The sequence below is a fragment of the Vibrio sp. Vb1018 genome, from assembly GCF_033338775.1.
Taxonomy (GTDB): domain Bacteria; phylum Pseudomonadota; class Gammaproteobacteria; order Enterobacterales; family Vibrionaceae; genus Vibrio; species Vibrio alginolyticus.
This window is the reverse complement of record NZ_JAWOTI010000008.1, coordinates 121681-138540: the sequence shown is the minus strand read 5'-3', so window position 1 is coordinate 138540 and position 16860 is coordinate 121681. Positions and strand designations below refer to the sequence as shown.

General features: G+C 43.5%; 13 protein-coding genes. 7 read left to right on the top strand and 6 right to left on the bottom strand.

The annotated features are described in order from the left end of the window. Nucleotides 1-23 precede the first annotated feature (23 nt). The 5 genes from R7Z10_RS10945 to R7Z10_RS10925 all read left to right on the top strand — a co-directional run bounded on the left by R7Z10_RS10945 (nucleotide 24) and on the right by R7Z10_RS10925 (nucleotide 4715). The gene (locus R7Z10_RS10945; protein WP_005387184.1) at nucleotides 24-377 is read left to right on the top strand and encodes a DUF1428 domain-containing protein; all 354 of its coding nucleotides are present in this window, start codon (nucleotides 24-26) and stop codon (nucleotides 375-377) included. A gap of 128 nt (nucleotides 378-505) precedes the next feature. Then, nucleotides 506-1132 (top strand): LysE family translocator, encoded by a 627-nt coding sequence (locus tag R7Z10_RS10940; protein WP_025768094.1) that lies wholly within the window; start codon nucleotides 506-508, stop codon nucleotides 1130-1132. Between the two features lie 327 nt (nucleotides 1133-1459). Next, nucleotides 1460-2086 (top strand): LysE family translocator, encoded by a 627-nt coding sequence (locus R7Z10_RS10935; RefSeq protein WP_318104855.1) that lies wholly within the window; start codon nucleotides 1460-1462, stop codon nucleotides 2084-2086. A 169-nt stretch (nucleotides 2087-2255) separates the two neighbouring features. Continuing rightward, nucleotides 2256-2720, top strand: a complete 465-nt coding sequence (locus tag R7Z10_RS10930; RefSeq protein WP_005377099.1) for a DUF2846 domain-containing protein — start codon at nucleotides 2256-2258, stop codon at nucleotides 2718-2720. A gap of 336 nt (nucleotides 2721-3056) precedes the next feature. Beyond that, complete coding sequence (locus tag R7Z10_RS10925) at nucleotides 3057-4715, top strand: autotransporter assembly complex family protein (RefSeq protein ID WP_285335375.1); 1659 nt, start codon at nucleotides 3057-3059, stop codon at nucleotides 4713-4715. Between the two features lie 58 nt (nucleotides 4716-4773). Here the strand turns inward: R7Z10_RS10925 and R7Z10_RS10920 are convergent, their stop codons facing one another. The 6 genes from R7Z10_RS10920 to R7Z10_RS10895 form a co-directional block, all read right to left on the bottom strand. Then, complete coding sequence (locus R7Z10_RS10920; RefSeq protein ID WP_318076483.1) at nucleotides 4774-6225, bottom strand: phospholipase D family protein; 1452 nt, start codon at nucleotides 6223-6225, stop codon at nucleotides 4774-4776. A 101-nt stretch (nucleotides 6226-6326) separates the two neighbouring features. Beyond that, nucleotides 6327-8366: a carboxylesterase family protein gene (locus R7Z10_RS10915; protein ID WP_258474763.1), complete on the bottom strand. Its 2040-nt coding sequence runs from the start codon at nucleotides 8364-8366 to the stop codon at nucleotides 6327-6329. A 210-nt stretch (nucleotides 8367-8576) separates the two neighbouring features. Beyond that, the gene (locus R7Z10_RS10910; protein WP_017821369.1) at nucleotides 8577-10232 is read right to left on the bottom strand and encodes a hypothetical protein; all 1656 of its coding nucleotides are present in this window, start codon (nucleotides 10230-10232) and stop codon (nucleotides 8577-8579) included. A gap of 301 nt (nucleotides 10233-10533) precedes the next feature. Next, the gene (locus tag R7Z10_RS10905; protein WP_065274594.1) at nucleotides 10534-11889 is read right to left on the bottom strand and encodes an FUSC family protein; all 1356 of its coding nucleotides are present in this window, start codon (nucleotides 11887-11889) and stop codon (nucleotides 10534-10536) included. Nucleotides 11890-11902: 13 nt separating this feature from the next. Then, nucleotides 11903-12766: an HlyD family secretion protein gene (locus tag R7Z10_RS10900; protein WP_222712645.1), complete on the bottom strand. Its 864-nt coding sequence runs from the start codon at nucleotides 12764-12766 to the stop codon at nucleotides 11903-11905. A 10-nt stretch (nucleotides 12767-12776) separates the two neighbouring features. Further along, a complete protein-coding gene (locus R7Z10_RS10895) occupies nucleotides 12777-12989 on the bottom strand; it encodes a DUF1656 domain-containing protein (protein ID WP_005377106.1) in 213 nt (70 codons plus the stop codon). A gap of 426 nt (nucleotides 12990-13415) precedes the next feature. Here R7Z10_RS10895 and aspT point away from each other — a divergent pair, with 426 nt between their 5' ends. Both aspT and R7Z10_RS10885 read left to right on the top strand, forming a co-directional pair. Next, nucleotides 13416-15131, top strand: a complete 1716-nt coding sequence (gene aspT / locus R7Z10_RS10890) for an aspartate-alanine antiporter (RefSeq protein WP_318104852.1) — start codon at nucleotides 13416-13418, stop codon at nucleotides 15129-15131. Nucleotides 15132-15226: 95 nt separating this feature from the next. Continuing rightward, nucleotides 15227-16822, top strand: coding sequence for a bifunctional aspartate transaminase/aspartate 4-decarboxylase (locus R7Z10_RS10885; protein ID WP_318104850.1), 1596 nt, complete (start codon nucleotides 15227-15229; stop codon nucleotides 16820-16822). The last annotated feature ends 38 nt before the right edge of the window (nucleotides 16823-16860 follow it).

The window sequence follows — 16860 nt, the reverse complement described above, 5'->3', positions numbered from 1 at the left end:
ACTCCAATGAAAGGAGTTTACTTATGTCATACATTGATGGGTTTGTCGCTGCAGTGCCGACAGCGAATAAAGAAAAGTATATCGCACACGCAAAAATAGCAGCAGAAATGTTCAGGGAGTTTGGGGCCTTAAAGGTTGTTGAGACGTGGGGGAGTGAAGTACCAGATGGTGAGATCACATCATTTCCCATGGCAGTTAACGCTGAAAGCAACGAAACCGTTGTGTTTTCGTGGGTAGTCTGGCCTTCAAAAGAAGTTCGAGACTCAGGGTGGCTGCGGATCATGGGTGATCCTCGAATGAGTCCAGACAATAACCCAATGCCCTTTGATGGAAAGCGTCTCATTTATGGCGGATTTGATGTTATTTTGGAGCAGTAAAATACCAAATAATCTCAACTCGATTCGTGACACTTGGTGTTTTAATCAGTATTACGCTTCTGATGTACGTTCAATAGAGTATTCCGCGAAAGTGTTGATAAAACTCCATTTGGAGGCTTAGAGTAAAAATGGAAGAGATAAATTATTCACTGATTGTCGTATCAGCTATCGCTGCCATCGCTAGCCCTGGACCTGCCACTCTTGCGATAGCAGGCACGTCAATGAACCACGGTCGACGCTTTGGTGGGTATTTGGCTGCAGGTGTTTTAACGGGGTCTTTATTTTGGTCAACCTCAGCCGCTTTTGGTCTCGCAACCATACTCTATAGCAATGTTTGGCTTTTTGAAATTCTTAGATATTGTGGGGCATTTTATCTTTTATATTTGGCTTTAAAGTCCGTACATTCTGCCTGCAACATCGAGCAGCTAAAGTTACCCAAAACATACGTAACGACAAAGAAGGGTAACTACTTAACCGGAGTGTTAATTCACTTAACTAACCCAAAGGCTATTCTGTTTTTCGGTGCGCTTTATTCGATAGGGGTTCCTCCTACGGCCAGTCCGTTGGAATTGTTGTCGGTCATTTTTGTTGTGGGGCTGGTTAGTGCTTTGGTTTTCTTTGGCTATGCTTTTCTTTTCGCGCATAAAAAGGTCAGACAAACCTATCTCAGATCCAAAGCAGTTTTTGAAGGCGTATTCGCGTTATTTTTTGGTGTAGCAAGTATTAAGTTGCTGCTTAGTGAGGCAGGAAAATGAAGCACAAAAGGCTTGAAGAAATAAGAATAGATAATCTATCTGATTTGACGGCCTGTTAAGTATACTAAGTAGCCGATATGTTAACTTCCATAAGAGCTGCTGGCTAGAAAAAGCTTACAACCAAACGATGCTAAATATTATCATTCAAAGGGCTAACAAAGGCCCATAATTTAATTCGTATCACTGTTCATGATTGTGCTCTTCGCGCAGTGCTGTAGTATTAGTAACGTGTTGTTAATACTAAATATAACCAATTGAAACCTGGACGTTGCATTACTTGTAGTTCGATGAAATGTTATCCCGCAAGACGTTAATTTGGAGAAAAGAATGGATTCAAACTCACTATTATTATTTGTTGTCGCTTGTCTCGCTATCAACATGATTCCTGGACCTGATGTAATTTATATTGTTTCCAATACAATGAAAGGTAAATTATCTGCTGGGCTGAAAGCGGCTCTGGGGCTTGGTGTTGGTTACTTTTTTCATACACTAGCGGCATGTTTAGGTTTGTCAGCAATAATTCTGAGTTCATCTTTGGCTTTTAGCGTTGTTAAATGGTTAGGGGCCGCTTACCTAGTTTATTTAGGTGTTCAGTCATTACTGTCTATGTGGTGTGGAGAAAGTAAAATCGTTGAAAACAAAAATGTTGATAATAATAGAAATGTGTTTGTTCAGGGGGTTATCGTCAGCGTCTTGAATCCAAAAGTAGCGCTATTCTTTCTCTCGTTTCTGCCTCAATTTATTGATACGTCTGCAAGCTCAACATCAATGCAATTATTAGTACTTGGCTTGCTGTTCAGCGTACTTGCGACGACATGTAACGTTTTGTACGCCTCTGTGGGTAATTGGGTATTTAGTCGTCCACACTCTCAGCGTTATTCAAGAACTCTTGAAGGTATTTCAGGTATTCTACTTATCAGTCTAGCGAGTAAAGTGGCATTTAGTGATCGTTAGATACAGGGCATTTTATTCTCGTGATTATTATATGGCTAATGTTTGCTCAATCTATACGCTAAATGAGTGCTATTGCATAGTTTGAATCACAAATTTCAAAAATACCAATAAGTGAACGTATTTATTTATAGTATGGTTGGCGCGATTTTATCGTAGCTAGGTTAATAACATGAAAAATAAAGTAATTCTGTGTTCCGCATTCCTTTTGGGTTTGTCAGGTTGTGCTTCTGTTCCTACTGTTGATTCGACAGTATCAAATCAAATGAAATCATTTGAAGCACCTCAAAAGGGGAACGCAGGGATTTACATTTACCGAGAAGATGCTTTTGTCGGAGCAGCGCTTAAAAAGTATGTTTACGTCGATGGGGAATGTATTGGTGAAACCGCTCCTGGTGTATTCTTCTACCATGAGGTCGAAGGCAATAAAGAACATCAAGTAAGTACAGAGTCTGAGTTTTCTGAAAATCACTTAACTATCTTAACGGAAGAGGGCCGTAATTATTTCGTTAATCAATACATTAAAATGGGTGTATTTGTTGGTGGTGCGGGCGTAGAACTCGTAGACGAAAGCAAAGGTAAAGCAGAAGTACTAAAAGTCGACATGGCAGAAAAAGGAAACTGTTCTTCGATCTAGTTTTACAAACAGACCGCTTTTTAGATTAAAAAACACATTATCAATGTAACCCAACGCTTGATGAGATCCATTCAGCGTTGGGTTTTGTATTTTTGGCAAACAGTATACCTATTTCAGACCGCATGATTTGCCACCTCCTAGCTTGAGCCCACTTATTGTTCAAAGAATCTACTTGTGAAACGTGAATTTTCGAGAGGATTTCGTAGGGAGCAATCCTACAAACGCGATTAACAGATATGCCATTCCATCATTAACCTTGTCGAGTGTATTGCTAAACTAGGTAGCGGTGTGTCTCCTCTCATTAAACAAATAATAGGTATATCAGTTTTAGCTTCTATGCCTTTACATCATGCACTCGGAGCGCAATTTAAAATCAAAGGGCTAACACCAATATTAGAGAAAAATCTTGAAAGTCACCTTACACCACTAACGAAACTCTCTGTTTCAAACATTAACTCAAATCGACTAACGCAGATGGTTAATAATGCGTTAAACCCTTATGGCTACTATCATTCCGAGCTCAATGTTCAGAGATCAGAGAATGATCTCATCACGCTTGAGGTTGACGCGGGGGAGGTGATGTTGGTCAAAAAATCTAATATTGCTGTGTCGGGAGAGGCCAGTAACGATCAGGATTTCATCGAACTAATCAATCAAGCTCAACTTAAACAAGGGCAACCGTTGCTTCATTCTGAGTACGACACGCTAAAGCGAAACTTGATTTCATTGGCTCAGCAAAAAGGTTATTTAGATGGACGTTTTATCGAATCGTCTTTGGAAGTCATTCCAAGTTTGAATCAAGCCCATGTGAATCTGCATTTCTCTAGTGGTTCTCGTTACCAATTTGGAGAGCTCTCTGTTCTTACGTCGGGTATCGAAACGGCTCGAATAGAAGCGATGAGAACATTTGAGTGGGGCGACGATTTTGACACTGTGAAATTGAGTCAATATCAGGCCGACCTCTCCAGTACTGATTGGTTTCGCAGTGTGATTGTGAAAGCGGATTTCGAGGAGGTATCCGATGGTCATAAGGTGCCGATAGAAGTGCTCGCAGAGCCGAATTCACGCAATATTGTGCAAGTCGGCGGTGGGTATTCGACAGACTTGGGATTACGCGCTTCACTAAACTGGACCAAGCCTTGGTATAACGCACGTGGACACAGTTTTGAGGCACAAGCGTACGCTTCCAAACCGGAACAATCGCTATTACTTGGTTACAAAATTCCCACCCAAAATGTTCTAACGGATTACTACGGGATTCAGTTTGAATCTAAGCATGTCGACTATCGAGACACATCGAGTTTTTCTAATGATTTATCGTTTGAAAAACACTGGCAGTTAGACAGCGATTGGCAAAGCACCATGCACGTTCGTTATTTGCAAGAAAGTTATCGACAAGCGTCGGAGAATAACGAATCACAGTTGTTATTACCGGGGGTGACATTTTCACTGCTTGATCGCAAGAACGATCAATTAGAAGTAAAGCACCGTCACGTTTACTCATTGGAATACTCAGACCCTAATTTTTTCTCGGATTCTCGTTTGCTGCGCATTGAAGGCAACAGTGTGCTGTCGTGGGATATTAGTGAAAAACACAAGTTTCACTTTCGTTCCAATGTCGGTATTAATGTCGCTGACACTTTGAGCGATATTCCATCATCATTACGTTTCTTTGCGGGAGGTGACGGCAATCTTCGTGGTTATGGTTATGAGTCTATCTCTCCGAGAGACGAAAATGGCGATTTAACCGGTGCTCGTTACATGTTTACTGCTGGGTTGGAATATCAATATCAGGTCTACCGCCAACTGTGGCTTGGGGCATTTTATGATGTTGGTGATGCCTTCAACAAAAGGGTGGATTGGAAAAGTGGAACAGGGTTGAGTTTGATATGGAACTCAAAATACGTGCCTGTCAAAGTGGACTTTGCTTATGGTTTAGATGCCCCACAAGGAGACCAATTCCGCGTTCACTTCTCACTAGGCACGCAGTTTTAGCGTGCATTAAAAAGGCTCTCATCCTTGCAGATAGAGAGCCTTTTTAAGTCTTGATTGTTTAGAGTTCGAACTCACCATTCAGTTTCTTGAATATCCAATTAGGCGCCTTATGCCATCCACCATAGTTTGGATTCTTAGTATGGATCTCATTCATTGATTGCCACTGAGTTTGGCCTTGTCCATCTCGAGATACTCGCCAAAACAGTTCATCTTGTTGTCGAGTTAAGTAGTGCATGACATGTTCTGCAAAGGCTTCGCTTTGGACCAACACACCAAATTCCACATTGAGGAAATCCGATCTTGGGTCGAAGTTTGATGAGCCGATATAAGTCAGCCGATCATCGAGTATCACCGTCTTATTGTGATAATAAGTATCCGCATGGAAGTAATGGTCATCATTTTTCGCTTGGTTTTTGTACTCAAGTATATGAACGCCCTTATCCAACAAGGTTTGGCGGTGCTCCTCGTAATAAGCCGGAATAAAGCCAGAATCATTAGATGCAGACGAGTTCGTCATTAACGTGATGTCCGCTTTTTGCTCCATCAAGGTATCAATAAAGGCAAATTCACCATCACTTGGTACCACATAAGGCGTTGATATCACTGCTTTGGATGCAGAGGTTATTTGTTGCCAAACTTGGTGTTCTGTACGTTTTCTAAAGTAGGGTTTGTTGTTTTCTAACTTGTTTAATGAGTCGAAAACGGGGGTGATTTGCGCAGCGATGAAGTCGGGACTGGTCAGGTGTTTAACCTGTTTTTCAACTTCAGCCAGAATGATGCTTTTGTCTTTCTCACCTTTATTAAGCGCTTTAGTAAACGCGGAATAGTTTGGGGTAACGTTAACGATGTTTTCTATTGGCGTGACATGCTCGCTGTCCCAAAGTTGTTGGTAGTTCTGGTCGAACGCTCGAATAATGCTGCCTTTGAACAAGACATCCATATCAAAGAAGTTGGCTTTGCGGCTGTAACCAAAATAGTCGTCGCCAATGTTGCGTCCACCTAGAATCATCCATTGATGGTCGACGTTGAAGTACTTCTCGTGCAGACGATTGTCCAAACGTTGTTGATGAGTAGAGAAGTTGACGGCGCGACCAATCCAACCTGACTTACGTGAATCAAACGGATTGAATAAACGGATTTGAATGTTGTCGTGAGCGCTGAGATCAGCAAGCCATTTCTCGTTAAACACCAATAAATCATCGAGAGTGAGTCGAACTTGCACGCCTCGATCTGCTGCTTGCTTGAGTTCATTGAGTAGCATCAAACCAAGCGTGTCACTCTCCCAAGAAAAGTAAGTCATATCGATGCTTTGCTGAGCGTTTCTTACCAGTTCAACACGACGAGCAAAGGCTTCTGGAGCGGTAGGAATTAAGTAAACTTCGGCTTGATGCTGAGTAGTTTGCCAATTGGCTTCAAAATCCGGTTCAACTTGCGGGTAGGGCTGAGCACAGCCAACCAACAGCGCGCCGAAGATAAAGAGTAGCAGAGCACGAAGGGCGTTAGGAAACATGAGTAAACCTTCCTAATTATGTTCAAGGAATGAGGATGAAAAAAGCCAGCGAACTGGCTTTTAGGTATTCGGGAACGAGTTTTGAGTAGCTGAGGATGAAGTTACATGTGGCTAAGAATCAGCCCAAGTTCCTCGAGACCGTTGAGGCGACCTTGGCGCAGTTTTGGATCGATGCCTGAGTGATGAGCATTGTCCCAGTCTTGTGTGGATTGAATACCGCCATCGTTATCGATCAGCAATACTCGATCAGTCGCACTGTTGTATTGGAAGTCTTCAAATAAACGTTCGCTAAACCACATACGAGAGAGCTTGTTCATCATTGCTTTGTCTTTGCTACCTGGACGAACACTTGAACCATCAAGCTTTAATGTCTTGTTAAACACAAATGGTAATTCTGATGCATTACAAGCGCCCACAATACAACTGATGCTTTTGAGTAAATCACCAACATCGAGATCGCCATTTTCACCTTTGGTATTGTAAGTCCATACGTTGAATCCAGGTGTGTAGTCAAAGTAGTAGAAGCTTGGCGTTGCTCCTGTTGTTTCTTCAGTTGAAACCTTATGACGGTTTGGACCCGTGAAGAGCAAATCATGCAACGTGGTTTTGAATTGCTGCATGTTTTTGACCGCGCCATTCAGTTCGCTTTCATCGTTAGGGAAGAAGTCAGCCAGAGCAAGTAACTCAGTGGTTGAATCGGAGTTCCCCAAACCGAAAAACAACTTAGTCATCGCCTCATAAGCGGTGCTAGGCAGCAGTTCCAATAAGTTAGAAAGATCGAGTTCAATCGAAGCTGAATCGCTGAGTAATGAACGATATTCGGTGCGTAAACGGTTTAAGTTCGTTTCCGATTCTAGCCACTCCACCATGTATTCGACGATTAAGTTTTCGTCACCACTTTCAATGATTTCTGGCGCTTCTTGGCTCAAGATTTCAATAATAGTTGGGATCAAAAATGTCAGGCTCGGCAGCATGCCCAGAGTATTGCTTTCTGCACTGTTTGAGCCAATTACCGTCGGTACGATCCATTCACTCTCAATCGCTTGTTCAGTAAAGTGATAGCCTGGTACTTCTTTCACTAGAAACGCTGGTGGGCGATGCTCGATGTAAGGCGCAAATGGCATCAACGTAGATAATGGGCTGTTGTCGCGTGTTGGACTGATAACCGGAATATTCGCGGCGGTCAGTACCCAGTTCTTAAGACGTTGAATCGGATCAAGCATCTCGCTCTGTACCTTCATGATCTCTTCAAGTGGTAGTAACGCAAGATCTTCAACGCTTTGCTCTAGTCTTTGGCTCTTGGCAACATCGTAACTTTTATATTCAAAGCCGTAAGCGTTGCTTTGCATGATGGCACGTTGAAAGTGCTCACCTGCGATTGCAGCATCGCCTTTTGATTGCTGTAAAATTCCCACCGACATGGCACCCGCACCTTGACCCATGAGTGTCACGTTTTGCGGATTGCCGCCGAATGCCTCTATGTTTTGTTGAACCCATTCAAGCGCGTGTTTTTGATCGCCTAGGCCAAAGTTACCGCCCTCTGGGTTGTCCAAACCATCGACCCAAACACTGCCCAACAAGCCCAAGCGATAGTTAAAAGTAACTGCAATAAACGGGTTACCATCGTCAGCACCTTGTGCAACCACCATATCACCATGAATCAGCGGTTCTGAGCCCGAGCCGTATTCAAAGTCTCCACCGTGAATAAAGACATACACTGGCAAATCTGCGTACGCTTCTGTCCCTGCTGGTCGCCAAATGTTTAGGTTCAAACAATCTTCTGATTGCGTTTGTGCCGTGGTTTTTAACTGCGGGCACGCATCACCGAACTGAGTCGCATCAATATCGCCTTCAAGTGGGACCGCAATGCTGTGCTGAAAGCGGTCTGCTTGCGCAAATTGGATACCTTTGAACGCCTCTACCGCTGCCAGCTTTTCATCCGCATCAAGAGGCGTGATGACAAGGGACTCTTTGGTCGCTTGAATGGTTGCATCGCCAATTTCCAAAGCGATTTGCTCTGGTGGTAAGGGTTGTAGTGGCTTCGGGCCGTTAGGAACGCTAGGTTTACCAGAGTCATCACTGCAAGCTGCTAAGGCAAGAGTGATGGTAATGGCTAAAGTTGAGCGATTGAGTAAAGTCATTGTTATGTCCAAAAAGTCATTTGGTGCGTACACCGAAAATGTTAAACGGCATCTAACAAGCGACGTCCTGACGCTTTGGCATTAATCCGTGAATGGTTGGATGGCTTGTTGTATTGATGGCTCAAATGGTAGGACATCGGCGACAGTTTCAGTAATCGCCTTTGTAGGATGCAGTCCTACCATCGTCTAGGGGCCGGCTCTTTATGAGAGCTAGAAACGGTAACCAAGATTTAAGGTTACTGACTCTCGAGTTTCCCCTTTGTTATAGAGAAAGGTCAGGTTGTAGTTTTTGCCGATTTGCTTATTGAAACCAGTCAAAAACGCCCATTGATTAAGATCTACACCAATGTCGTAATCGAATTCGATATCACCACTTTTTACATGCCCGTCCATTCGAGCGTCCAGTCCTTGATATTCTGCTCCGACAAAGAACTGCGTGCGATAATCGACAAGTTGATAACCCAACATCGGCTGTACAGTAACAATACCATCGCCCCAATCATCTAAGCCCTTTAAGCGAGTTTGCGAATAGGTACCAGTGACAGAAGCAAAGAATTCTTTATAGCCAACCGAAAGGGTTGTACCTATACCACGAAGGTCATATTCCAAATGCAGCGGCACGTCTAAGCGTCCGCGACTACAAAGTGCAGATAAACCATCGCAAAACTTATCACCTAATCCTGGCAGTTTATCGTTCAGCTTATCTTTTATGTACTGGCCACCTTCACCCGTGTAGGCGGCATCAACATTGGCATCGACATTAACTTTTCCGATGTAACCAAATACATTCCAAAATGGCAGGATGTTTACATCGCCACGAAGCGTCATGCTCTCAGCACTGACGATGCCGACACTGTCTTCTGGATCAAACAGTTCATTAAGGCCGATGCCTTCAATCGTGAAATCATTAAATGGAATATTCATATCTTGATTTCGATACGCTAGCGACACACCAAACGGCAGAGGCAAATCGATACCTTGACGACGAACCATATCACCCATTAAAGGAAAAACTCGGTCTAGCTTAACACTGGCTTCTTGCATGCGTGGATCAGAGACCTCATTCAAGCGTTTTTCGTCTAGTACTTGCACGCCAAGCTTATCTTCATAAATCGCTACCGGTTTTACGCTGCTCATCATTTCGAGGGGTTTATTTTTCTTTGAACCAACTATCTTGGTGTTTTTACTGGCAATCGCAATTTTGCCTGATGTTAATTTCTGGAAGAGGATCTCTTGATCGTAAGAATCCACTTGGTAGTTGTGATGTGTGAACGGTTTATCGTTGGTAATGACCATACGTTTCGGTTCACCATTAACCAACTCAATATCAACGCTTAAAAAGCGAAAGTAGGCGATATCTTGAGGAAGACCGTATTTTGAGTAATTAAAACTGATGATCACATTACCATTCTGATCCTCTTTGGCTCTTACTGATGACGGATCAAAACTCTCCGCGTAGTTTCGAAGGCGGTATTCTGTTCGTGTGAAAGCTTCGATCTCATCAAGTACTTTTTCATTTTCATCGAGTTGTTCAGGGTTGTACTTGATACGCAGATCAATGTTGCCTTTGTTATCGGTGTTCTTAACCAAGTAGACGGACGAATCGCGAACGCTATCACCGATTTTAACACTTCGGTGGGCATGCTCGACCAAATGCTCGCCTTGAACTAGAGAGCTGATGGCCAGTTTTGGTAAATCATGACTGATACCGTATTTGTCGAACAGTGCTCGGCCTTGCTCGATTACTTCGTTGTAGGTCGTCGTCTCTTCAGCGGCGAAGCCAAAAGTGGGGGTAGTAAGCATTAGTGCGCTCGCGAGCACAGTAAGAGAAGACGTCTTGCCGGCGCGTAATTCAAAAAAACTCATGACAGTTTCCACTCTGAATAGCCTCAAACCTTCGAGACTCAGACAGTTAATGTGTCACTGAACTTCTTGTTCAGTTAGATAGATGTGTTTGCTGTGATTGACGTTGTGAATGCAGAGTTTTCGATTGCATTTCGTGAATCAATGAGAGGATTTTATGAGGTGAAGAGAGATTCCGTTAATCGCTTTTGATGGATACTATCCTCGCTTTATGGGTGAGGCAGGAATAGGGCAGTGAACAAAGCAAAAAGCCCCGCAGAGCAAAAGCAATGCGGGGCTTTAGTTTCAAGAACGGAGGTGACGCTTAGGCCGTGACGCGAACACGGAACAGATCAGTAAACAACTTGGCAATCATCAAAATAGTCATAATGTTTACCAGCATCAGCAAGGGCGTTTCAATTCGATACGCTGGGGTTAAATTGAGCGCTCCTGATGTCAAGACAACCAATAAGTTAATACCTAGAATTCTGTGTACCATCAGCTTTGGTGTGGAAAATACCTTCCAAATCACGATGATGTTGATGAAGTAGAATAGCCCAAGCTGCCAAAGCTCGGTCATCATTGGCATTAGGAAAATGTATTGCAATAGAATCACCGTGCCAGTGCCTATCACACCAAAAAATGCATCTTTAATAATGCTTGGTGGCATAGTAGGAACGATTGAAGAGAACACGCCTGCTAGCATCGGAAAAATGAAACCTCCGGGCACAGGAAGGTAAATCCAGATCAGCAGTGACGTTACGAACATGGAGACACCTTGCAGTACCTTTCTGCCGTCTTCATTCAAATGCTGGATGAAGGTCCGATGCTCGTGATGCCAAACCGTGTTTTTCTCTCTTTGCATAACATAAGCAACGTGACCAATGAGCGACGTACTTGGATTTTTAATATCAAAGCTTTGAAGTTGCTGCGTTAGCGTTGGCCAATCGATCTCACGACTTTGCGATTTATCTGCTTGTTCTAGCAATCGGTCTTGGATTTGTGCCATCTCATTTAAACGCGCACGCCATAGCTGACGATGTTCTTTCAAGTGGTAGCTGCCAGTAAGTGGTAAGCCGACCAGTTGGAATAACTTTTCTATGTTGGCGGTGTTGGTCTCAAGAGCTTCAATATCTATATCATTGGGCGATTTCATAGCGTTAAGCATCGCCTCTCTGCTGGCCTCAAAACGTTGAATGAAGTTTTGTTCTGTACTGACTGGCCAGACTAATCGGTACACAACAGAAAACGTGATCACACCAAGAATCGTCTCTTGCATACGAAGAACAGCGAAGTGGAACGTTGCTTGACTATCAAATCCTCCCATACATGCGATGATGGAGCACACAGCAAAACCGATAGAGAACACATAACCATACTTTTCGTCGCTCGACATAAAAATGCACGCACCTAAAAACAAGGTGAAGAAGGTGAGAAACAAAAAGCGATCTTGAGAAAACGTCGTGATGAGGAAAAAGGCATAACCGATGCCAAGGAGGGTTCCTAATAAGCGATTATGACCTTTGTTTATTGAGTGAGCGAAGCTTTCATTTAATGCCATTACCGCGACTGCGATCGCTGCCCAATACGGTTTCTCCCATTGAAACCATAAGGCAAGGCAGATCGCGATAACGATAGACAGCGCAGCTTTGATTGCTTCTTTGGTTGAGGCATTAAACATACATTCCACCACATTATTGTTTGATGATTTTGATAGAGGCCGTCATACCAACACGTAGTTGAAAATCTTTCGGTAAGTGATCTAATTTAACTTTAATTGGAATGCGTTGAGCTAAGCGTATCCACTGAAAGTTAGGGTTCACATTGGGCAAAAGATCGTTACCAGTACTACCATCTTGCTTCGCAATGCCGTAGCCAATGCTTTTGATTTTGCCTTCCAGCACAGCTTCATTGTGCATCATTAAGGTCACGTAGGCTTTATCTTGTGGATCAACGCCAACTAAATCCGTTTCTTTGAAATATCCTTCGATCCAAAAGCTGTCTTCATCAATTAAAGCCACGACTGGGGAGTTAGCGACGACTTGAGAGCCGACGCGTAAGTTCAAATTAGTGATATAACCATTCGTTGGCGCATAAACTTTTGTGTAATCAAGGTTTAGCTTGGCTTCTTCAACATTGGCTTTCGCGAGTTCTACGTTGGCAACGGCTGTCTCCACCGCATTGTCTAGGTTATTCAATGTCAGTACAGGTACAGCGCCAGGTGTGCGCTTTTCTAACTTAAGTGCTCGCTGCTCTTCATTTTTGGCCTTTGCTAGTAATGCAATGGCTTGCTTTTGAGCTGCTAGCGCTTTGTGGTACGCCGCTTTATAGATGCTTGGGTCAATCTCAAACAGCAAATCGCCTTGTTTCACTTGCGAATTGTCTTCGACGTAGACTTGGATGATTTGTCCTGTTACGCGGGGGGTTATAGAAACGATGTGCGCGCTAACTTGGCCATCTCTAGTCCAAGGGGTGTCAGAGTATGATTGGTAGTAGCTGAAAATCACGGTGCCAGCTGAACACAGTAGTAGCAGTGTGATGAGATAACGTTTTATCACGGAATTTGCCTCAAAATATGGTAATGAATCGACCAATAACGCCAGTAAAAATCACAATTAGGCTTAGCTCAGCGAGCGCGGGAAATGCAACGTATTTGTGGAGTCCCAGTTTTGTTGCAACGGTTCCAACCAAAATGGTGAGCATGTAAGCCAATGCAATAACCAGCAACAAGGGAGGGAAGTAAACTTCGCCCCACACAAGTTCATGTGGCATTGAGTTCATGGTGTTTTTCTCTATTAACTTGATGAATGTAAAGATAAGGCAAGTGATGGCATCAGTGATAATCGCTTTTGCAGGATCTAATCCATCAAACGAAAGGTGCTATGCGCTATATAGAGGGAATCGCGCAGCAAAGTAGCTTTTTGGACAGTGAAAATAAAAATAAATTTATTTTCCAATTTATTCTATGTTCATTTCAGACCACTAAGTTGTTAAATTTTCGACAATTATTGTTCAATGTTTGCTTTTGAATATGCGAAGTGATGGTTTCGTCCTTCAAATGGGATTACGAGTTGTGAGGTTTTGTTTCTAATATTCGCTTCGAAGCAAACGAGATGCTTTTTAAATTAAATAATCCAACAAATATGAGTGAAAGATTATTCGTTAGATTATTTGAGTTTTATATTTATTAGTAAGAGTAAAATTGTCATGGAAATTATTTCTAACCTTTTTGACATGGCACCATTTGTTGCTCTCTTTATTACGCTCTCTCTCGGTTATATGGTTGGTAAAATTACCATTGGTCGATTTGTTCTTGGCGGTGTTGCCGGAACATTATTAATGGGTGTAATTATTGGGCAATTTGGTGTTCATATTGATCCCGGCGTAAAAAGCATTTTCTTTGCGCTCTTTATTTACGCAGTAGGGTATCAAGGTGGTGCACAGTTCTTCAAAGCACTGAACTTTAAAACCATCAACATTCTACTTTCCGCTGTAGTGATGACGGTTTCTGGCCTGCTTTGTGTACTAGCAGCTGCTTGGATGTTTGATCTAGACAGAGGTACGGCAGCAGGCCTTGCAGCTGGTGGTTTGACTCAATCGGCAATCATCGGTACAGCGGGTGATGCGATCGCACGTCTTGGGGGTGTGACAGAAGAAGCTAAGCACCTAATGCAGACCAATGTCGCAGTAGGCTACGCAGTTACGTACATCTTTGGTTCGCTTGGTCCAATTCTGATGGTGACATGGGTATTCCCAACACTGATGAAGTGGGATATCCGAGCAGAAGCGATTGCTCTAGAAGAGAAAAATTCAAATGGTAAGCGTGATTTAGCGCCGGGTGAGTTCAACGCTGTCACAGCGCTGGTTACACGAGCATTTAAAGTGAGCAAAGATGGTGGGCTAGCAGGCAAAACCTTAGCTCAGTTAAACCAACACGCTCTGGCTGCTTGTATTGAATTGATTCAACGCGATGGCAAAGTGCTAGACGTGGACAAATTCACAGCCCTGAAAGAAGGGGATGTCATTGTTGTAACAGGTCGTCGTAATGCGGTACATCAGCTGCAAGATGGTTTGGCTGACAACGAGATTGCACTTCCAGAAGGCTATGAAGTTATTGAAGAAAACCGTCAACTGATCGCAGACAACCGCAAACTGATTGGTAAGTCGCTGCAAGAGATTAAAGAGGCTTCGAACCAAGGCTCTATGCGCGGTATTTATGTGACAGACTATATTCGTGAAGGCAACTCAATTGAAATGACGCCGGATCTTGTGGTGAAGAAAAACGACGTCATCCAGCTTACAGGTACCGCAAAAGATATCAATCGCGTTGAGAAAAACATTGGTCAGCGAATGGGCTCAGCAAACGTGACTGACTTAGTCGTGCTTGGTATGGGCATGGTGGTGGGCCTATTAATTGGTCTAATCAGTTTTAAGATTGCTGGTATTCCCGTCACTATCGGTTCTGGTGCAGGTTGTTTGATCTCAGGTTTGATCGTCGGTTGGTTGCGTAGCCGCAATCCGCATGTTGCTCAGTTTCCTATGGGTGCCGCGAACTTTATTCGAGATTTCGGTTTGGCAGCATTTGTAGGCATTGTTGGCCTTGAGGCTGGCCCTCAAGCGGTCGACACCATCAAAGAACACGGTATGTCTCTGTTGTTCCTTGGCATGGGTGTAACGATTATCCCTCAGATTATTTCGTTCTTCTTCTCATACTTTGTATTGAAGATTAAGAACCCAGTTGAAGCACTAGGTTGTGTTACAGGTGGACGAAGTGCTAACCCAGCATTCGCGGCTTTAATGGAAAAAACAGGCAACGCAACGCCAGTATTCTCATTCACTGTGACTTATGCAGTGGCTAATGTACTGCTTACCCTATGGGGTCCAATTATTGTCGGCATTATTACTTTAAACGCAGGCATGTAATTTAAATAAATTCGAACACGCTTATCGCCTAATTAAATAGGCGATAGGGGAAGTATTATCCAAATTTCATTAAATAATAGATTCAGGTAAATATTATGACTACGCAAAACACAACAATTGATTTTTCAAAATTTGCAGATTTAAGCCCATTTGAATTAAAAGATAAACTTATTGAAGTGGCACAAACTGTTCCTGACCGCGCTTTATTAGATGCTGGTCGTGGTAACCCTAACTTTCTAGCGACACTACCACGTAAAGCGTTCATTCGTTTGGGTGAATTCGCAGTGTTGGAAGCAGAGCGCACTTACTCATACCTAGATGGTGGTTTTGGTGGCATTCCCGATGGTGTGGGCATTGTTGAGCGCTTCGACACGTTTGCAAACGACAGTAAGAAAGACCAAGGCGTGCAGTTCCTAGAAAAGTCACTGAGCTACGTAAAAGACCGTTTGGGTCTAGAGAAACAAGCTTTCTTGAATGAGCTGGTTAACGCATACCTTGCATGTAACTACCCTGTGCCACCACGTATGTTGACGAACATCGAAACCGTTGTGAAGCAATACATTGCAGAAGAGATGTACGGCCCAATGCCAATGACAACAGACTTCGATCTGTTTGCAACGGAAGGCGGTACTGCGTCTATGACGTACACGTTCCAAACTATGTTCAACAACGGTCTGTTGAAGAAAGGTGACAAGGTTGCGCTAATCACTCCAATCTTTACGCCGTACCTAGAGATTCCAGAGCTTAGTGAATACGAACTGGAAATCGTTGAGCTACGTTTGGATGAGACCACATGGCAACTGCCTATGTCTGAAATCGAAAAGCTTGCAGATAGAGACATCAAACTGCTTTGTGTCGTGAACCCGGCAAACCCAGCGTCTGTGAAGTTCTCGGATGAGACTCTGGATAACCTATCAAATTTTGTGAACAACGAACGTAGCGACCTGTTCATTGTGACTGACGATGTATACGGCACATTTGCGGACGACTTTGTCTCACTGTTTGCAAAACTGCCATACAACACGCTTTGTGTGTATTCGTTCTCTAAGTACTTCGGTGCAACAGGCTGGCGTTTAGGCTCGATTGCGATTCAACACAACAACGTGTTTGACGATGCAATGCGTAGCCTTCCTGAAGTGCGTCAACTTGAGTTGGACGATCGTTACAAAACGCTGACTCCGGAACCTCGTGAGATCAAGTTTATTGACCGTATCGTTGCCGACAGCCGTAGCGTAGCGCTTAACCACACAGCAGGTTTGTCGCTTCCTCAACAAGTTCAAATGGCGCTGTTCTCATTGAATTGTCTGATGGACTCAGAGAAAAACTACAAAGAAGCATGTAAACGCATCATTCGCGAGCGTTACAAAACTCTGTACAAAAACATGGGTGTAGAAATTGAAGAAAACAAAGATCGTGTGGACTACTACACACTGCTTGAGCTCGACACTCTGGGCGGCAAATTGTACGGACCAGCATTCGTTGAATGGTTCAAAGCGAGCGAGAAGGGCAAAGACTTCCTGTTCCGCCTTGCACATGAAACCGGCGTTATCCTACTTCCAGGCCAAGGCTTCGATGTAGTGCATGCATCAGTTCGAGTTTCGCTAGCAAACCTTACTCACCACGAATACGAGCTTATCGGTCGTGCAACACGCAAAGTGTTGGATGAGTACTTTGCTGAATTCAAAGGCTAATGAATCCAGCCTGATTAAGAATAAGCCTCGGCGTTGTC

Coding starts and splice junctions, on each gene's coding strand:
- R7Z10_RS10905 (WP_065274594.1), bottom strand. CDS start 11,889: ATGTTTAATGCCTCAACCAAAGAAGCAATCAAAGCTGCGCTGTCTATC.
- R7Z10_RS10945 (WP_005387184.1), top strand. CDS start 24: ATGTCATACATTGATGGGTTTGTCGCTGCAGTGCCGACAGCGAATAAA.
- R7Z10_RS10940 (WP_025768094.1), top strand. CDS start 506: ATGGAAGAGATAAATTATTCACTGATTGTCGTATCAGCTATCGCTGCC.
- R7Z10_RS10885 (WP_318104850.1), top strand. CDS start 15,227: ATGACTACGCAAAACACAACAATTGATTTTTCAAAATTTGCAGATTTA.
- aspT (WP_318104852.1), top strand. CDS start 13,416: ATGGAAATTATTTCTAACCTTTTTGACATGGCACCATTTGTTGCTCTC.
- R7Z10_RS10915 (WP_258474763.1), bottom strand. CDS start 8,366: ATGACTTTACTCAATCGCTCAACTTTAGCCATTACCATCACTCTTGCC.
- R7Z10_RS10895 (WP_005377106.1), bottom strand. CDS start 12,989: ATGAACTCAATGCCACATGAACTTGTGTGGGGCGAAGTTTACTTCCCT.
- R7Z10_RS10920 (WP_318076483.1), bottom strand. CDS start 6,225: ATGTTTCCTAACGCCCTTCGTGCTCTGCTACTCTTTATCTTCGGCGCG.
- R7Z10_RS10935 (WP_318104855.1), top strand. CDS start 1,460: ATGGATTCAAACTCACTATTATTATTTGTTGTCGCTTGTCTCGCTATC.
- R7Z10_RS10925 (WP_285335375.1), top strand. CDS start 3,057: ATGCCTTTACATCATGCACTCGGAGCGCAATTTAAAATCAAAGGGCTA.
- R7Z10_RS10930 (WP_005377099.1), top strand. CDS start 2,256: ATGAAAAATAAAGTAATTCTGTGTTCCGCATTCCTTTTGGGTTTGTCA.
- R7Z10_RS10910 (WP_017821369.1), bottom strand. CDS start 10,232: ATGAGTTTTTTTGAATTACGCGCCGGCAAGACGTCTTCTCTTACTGTG.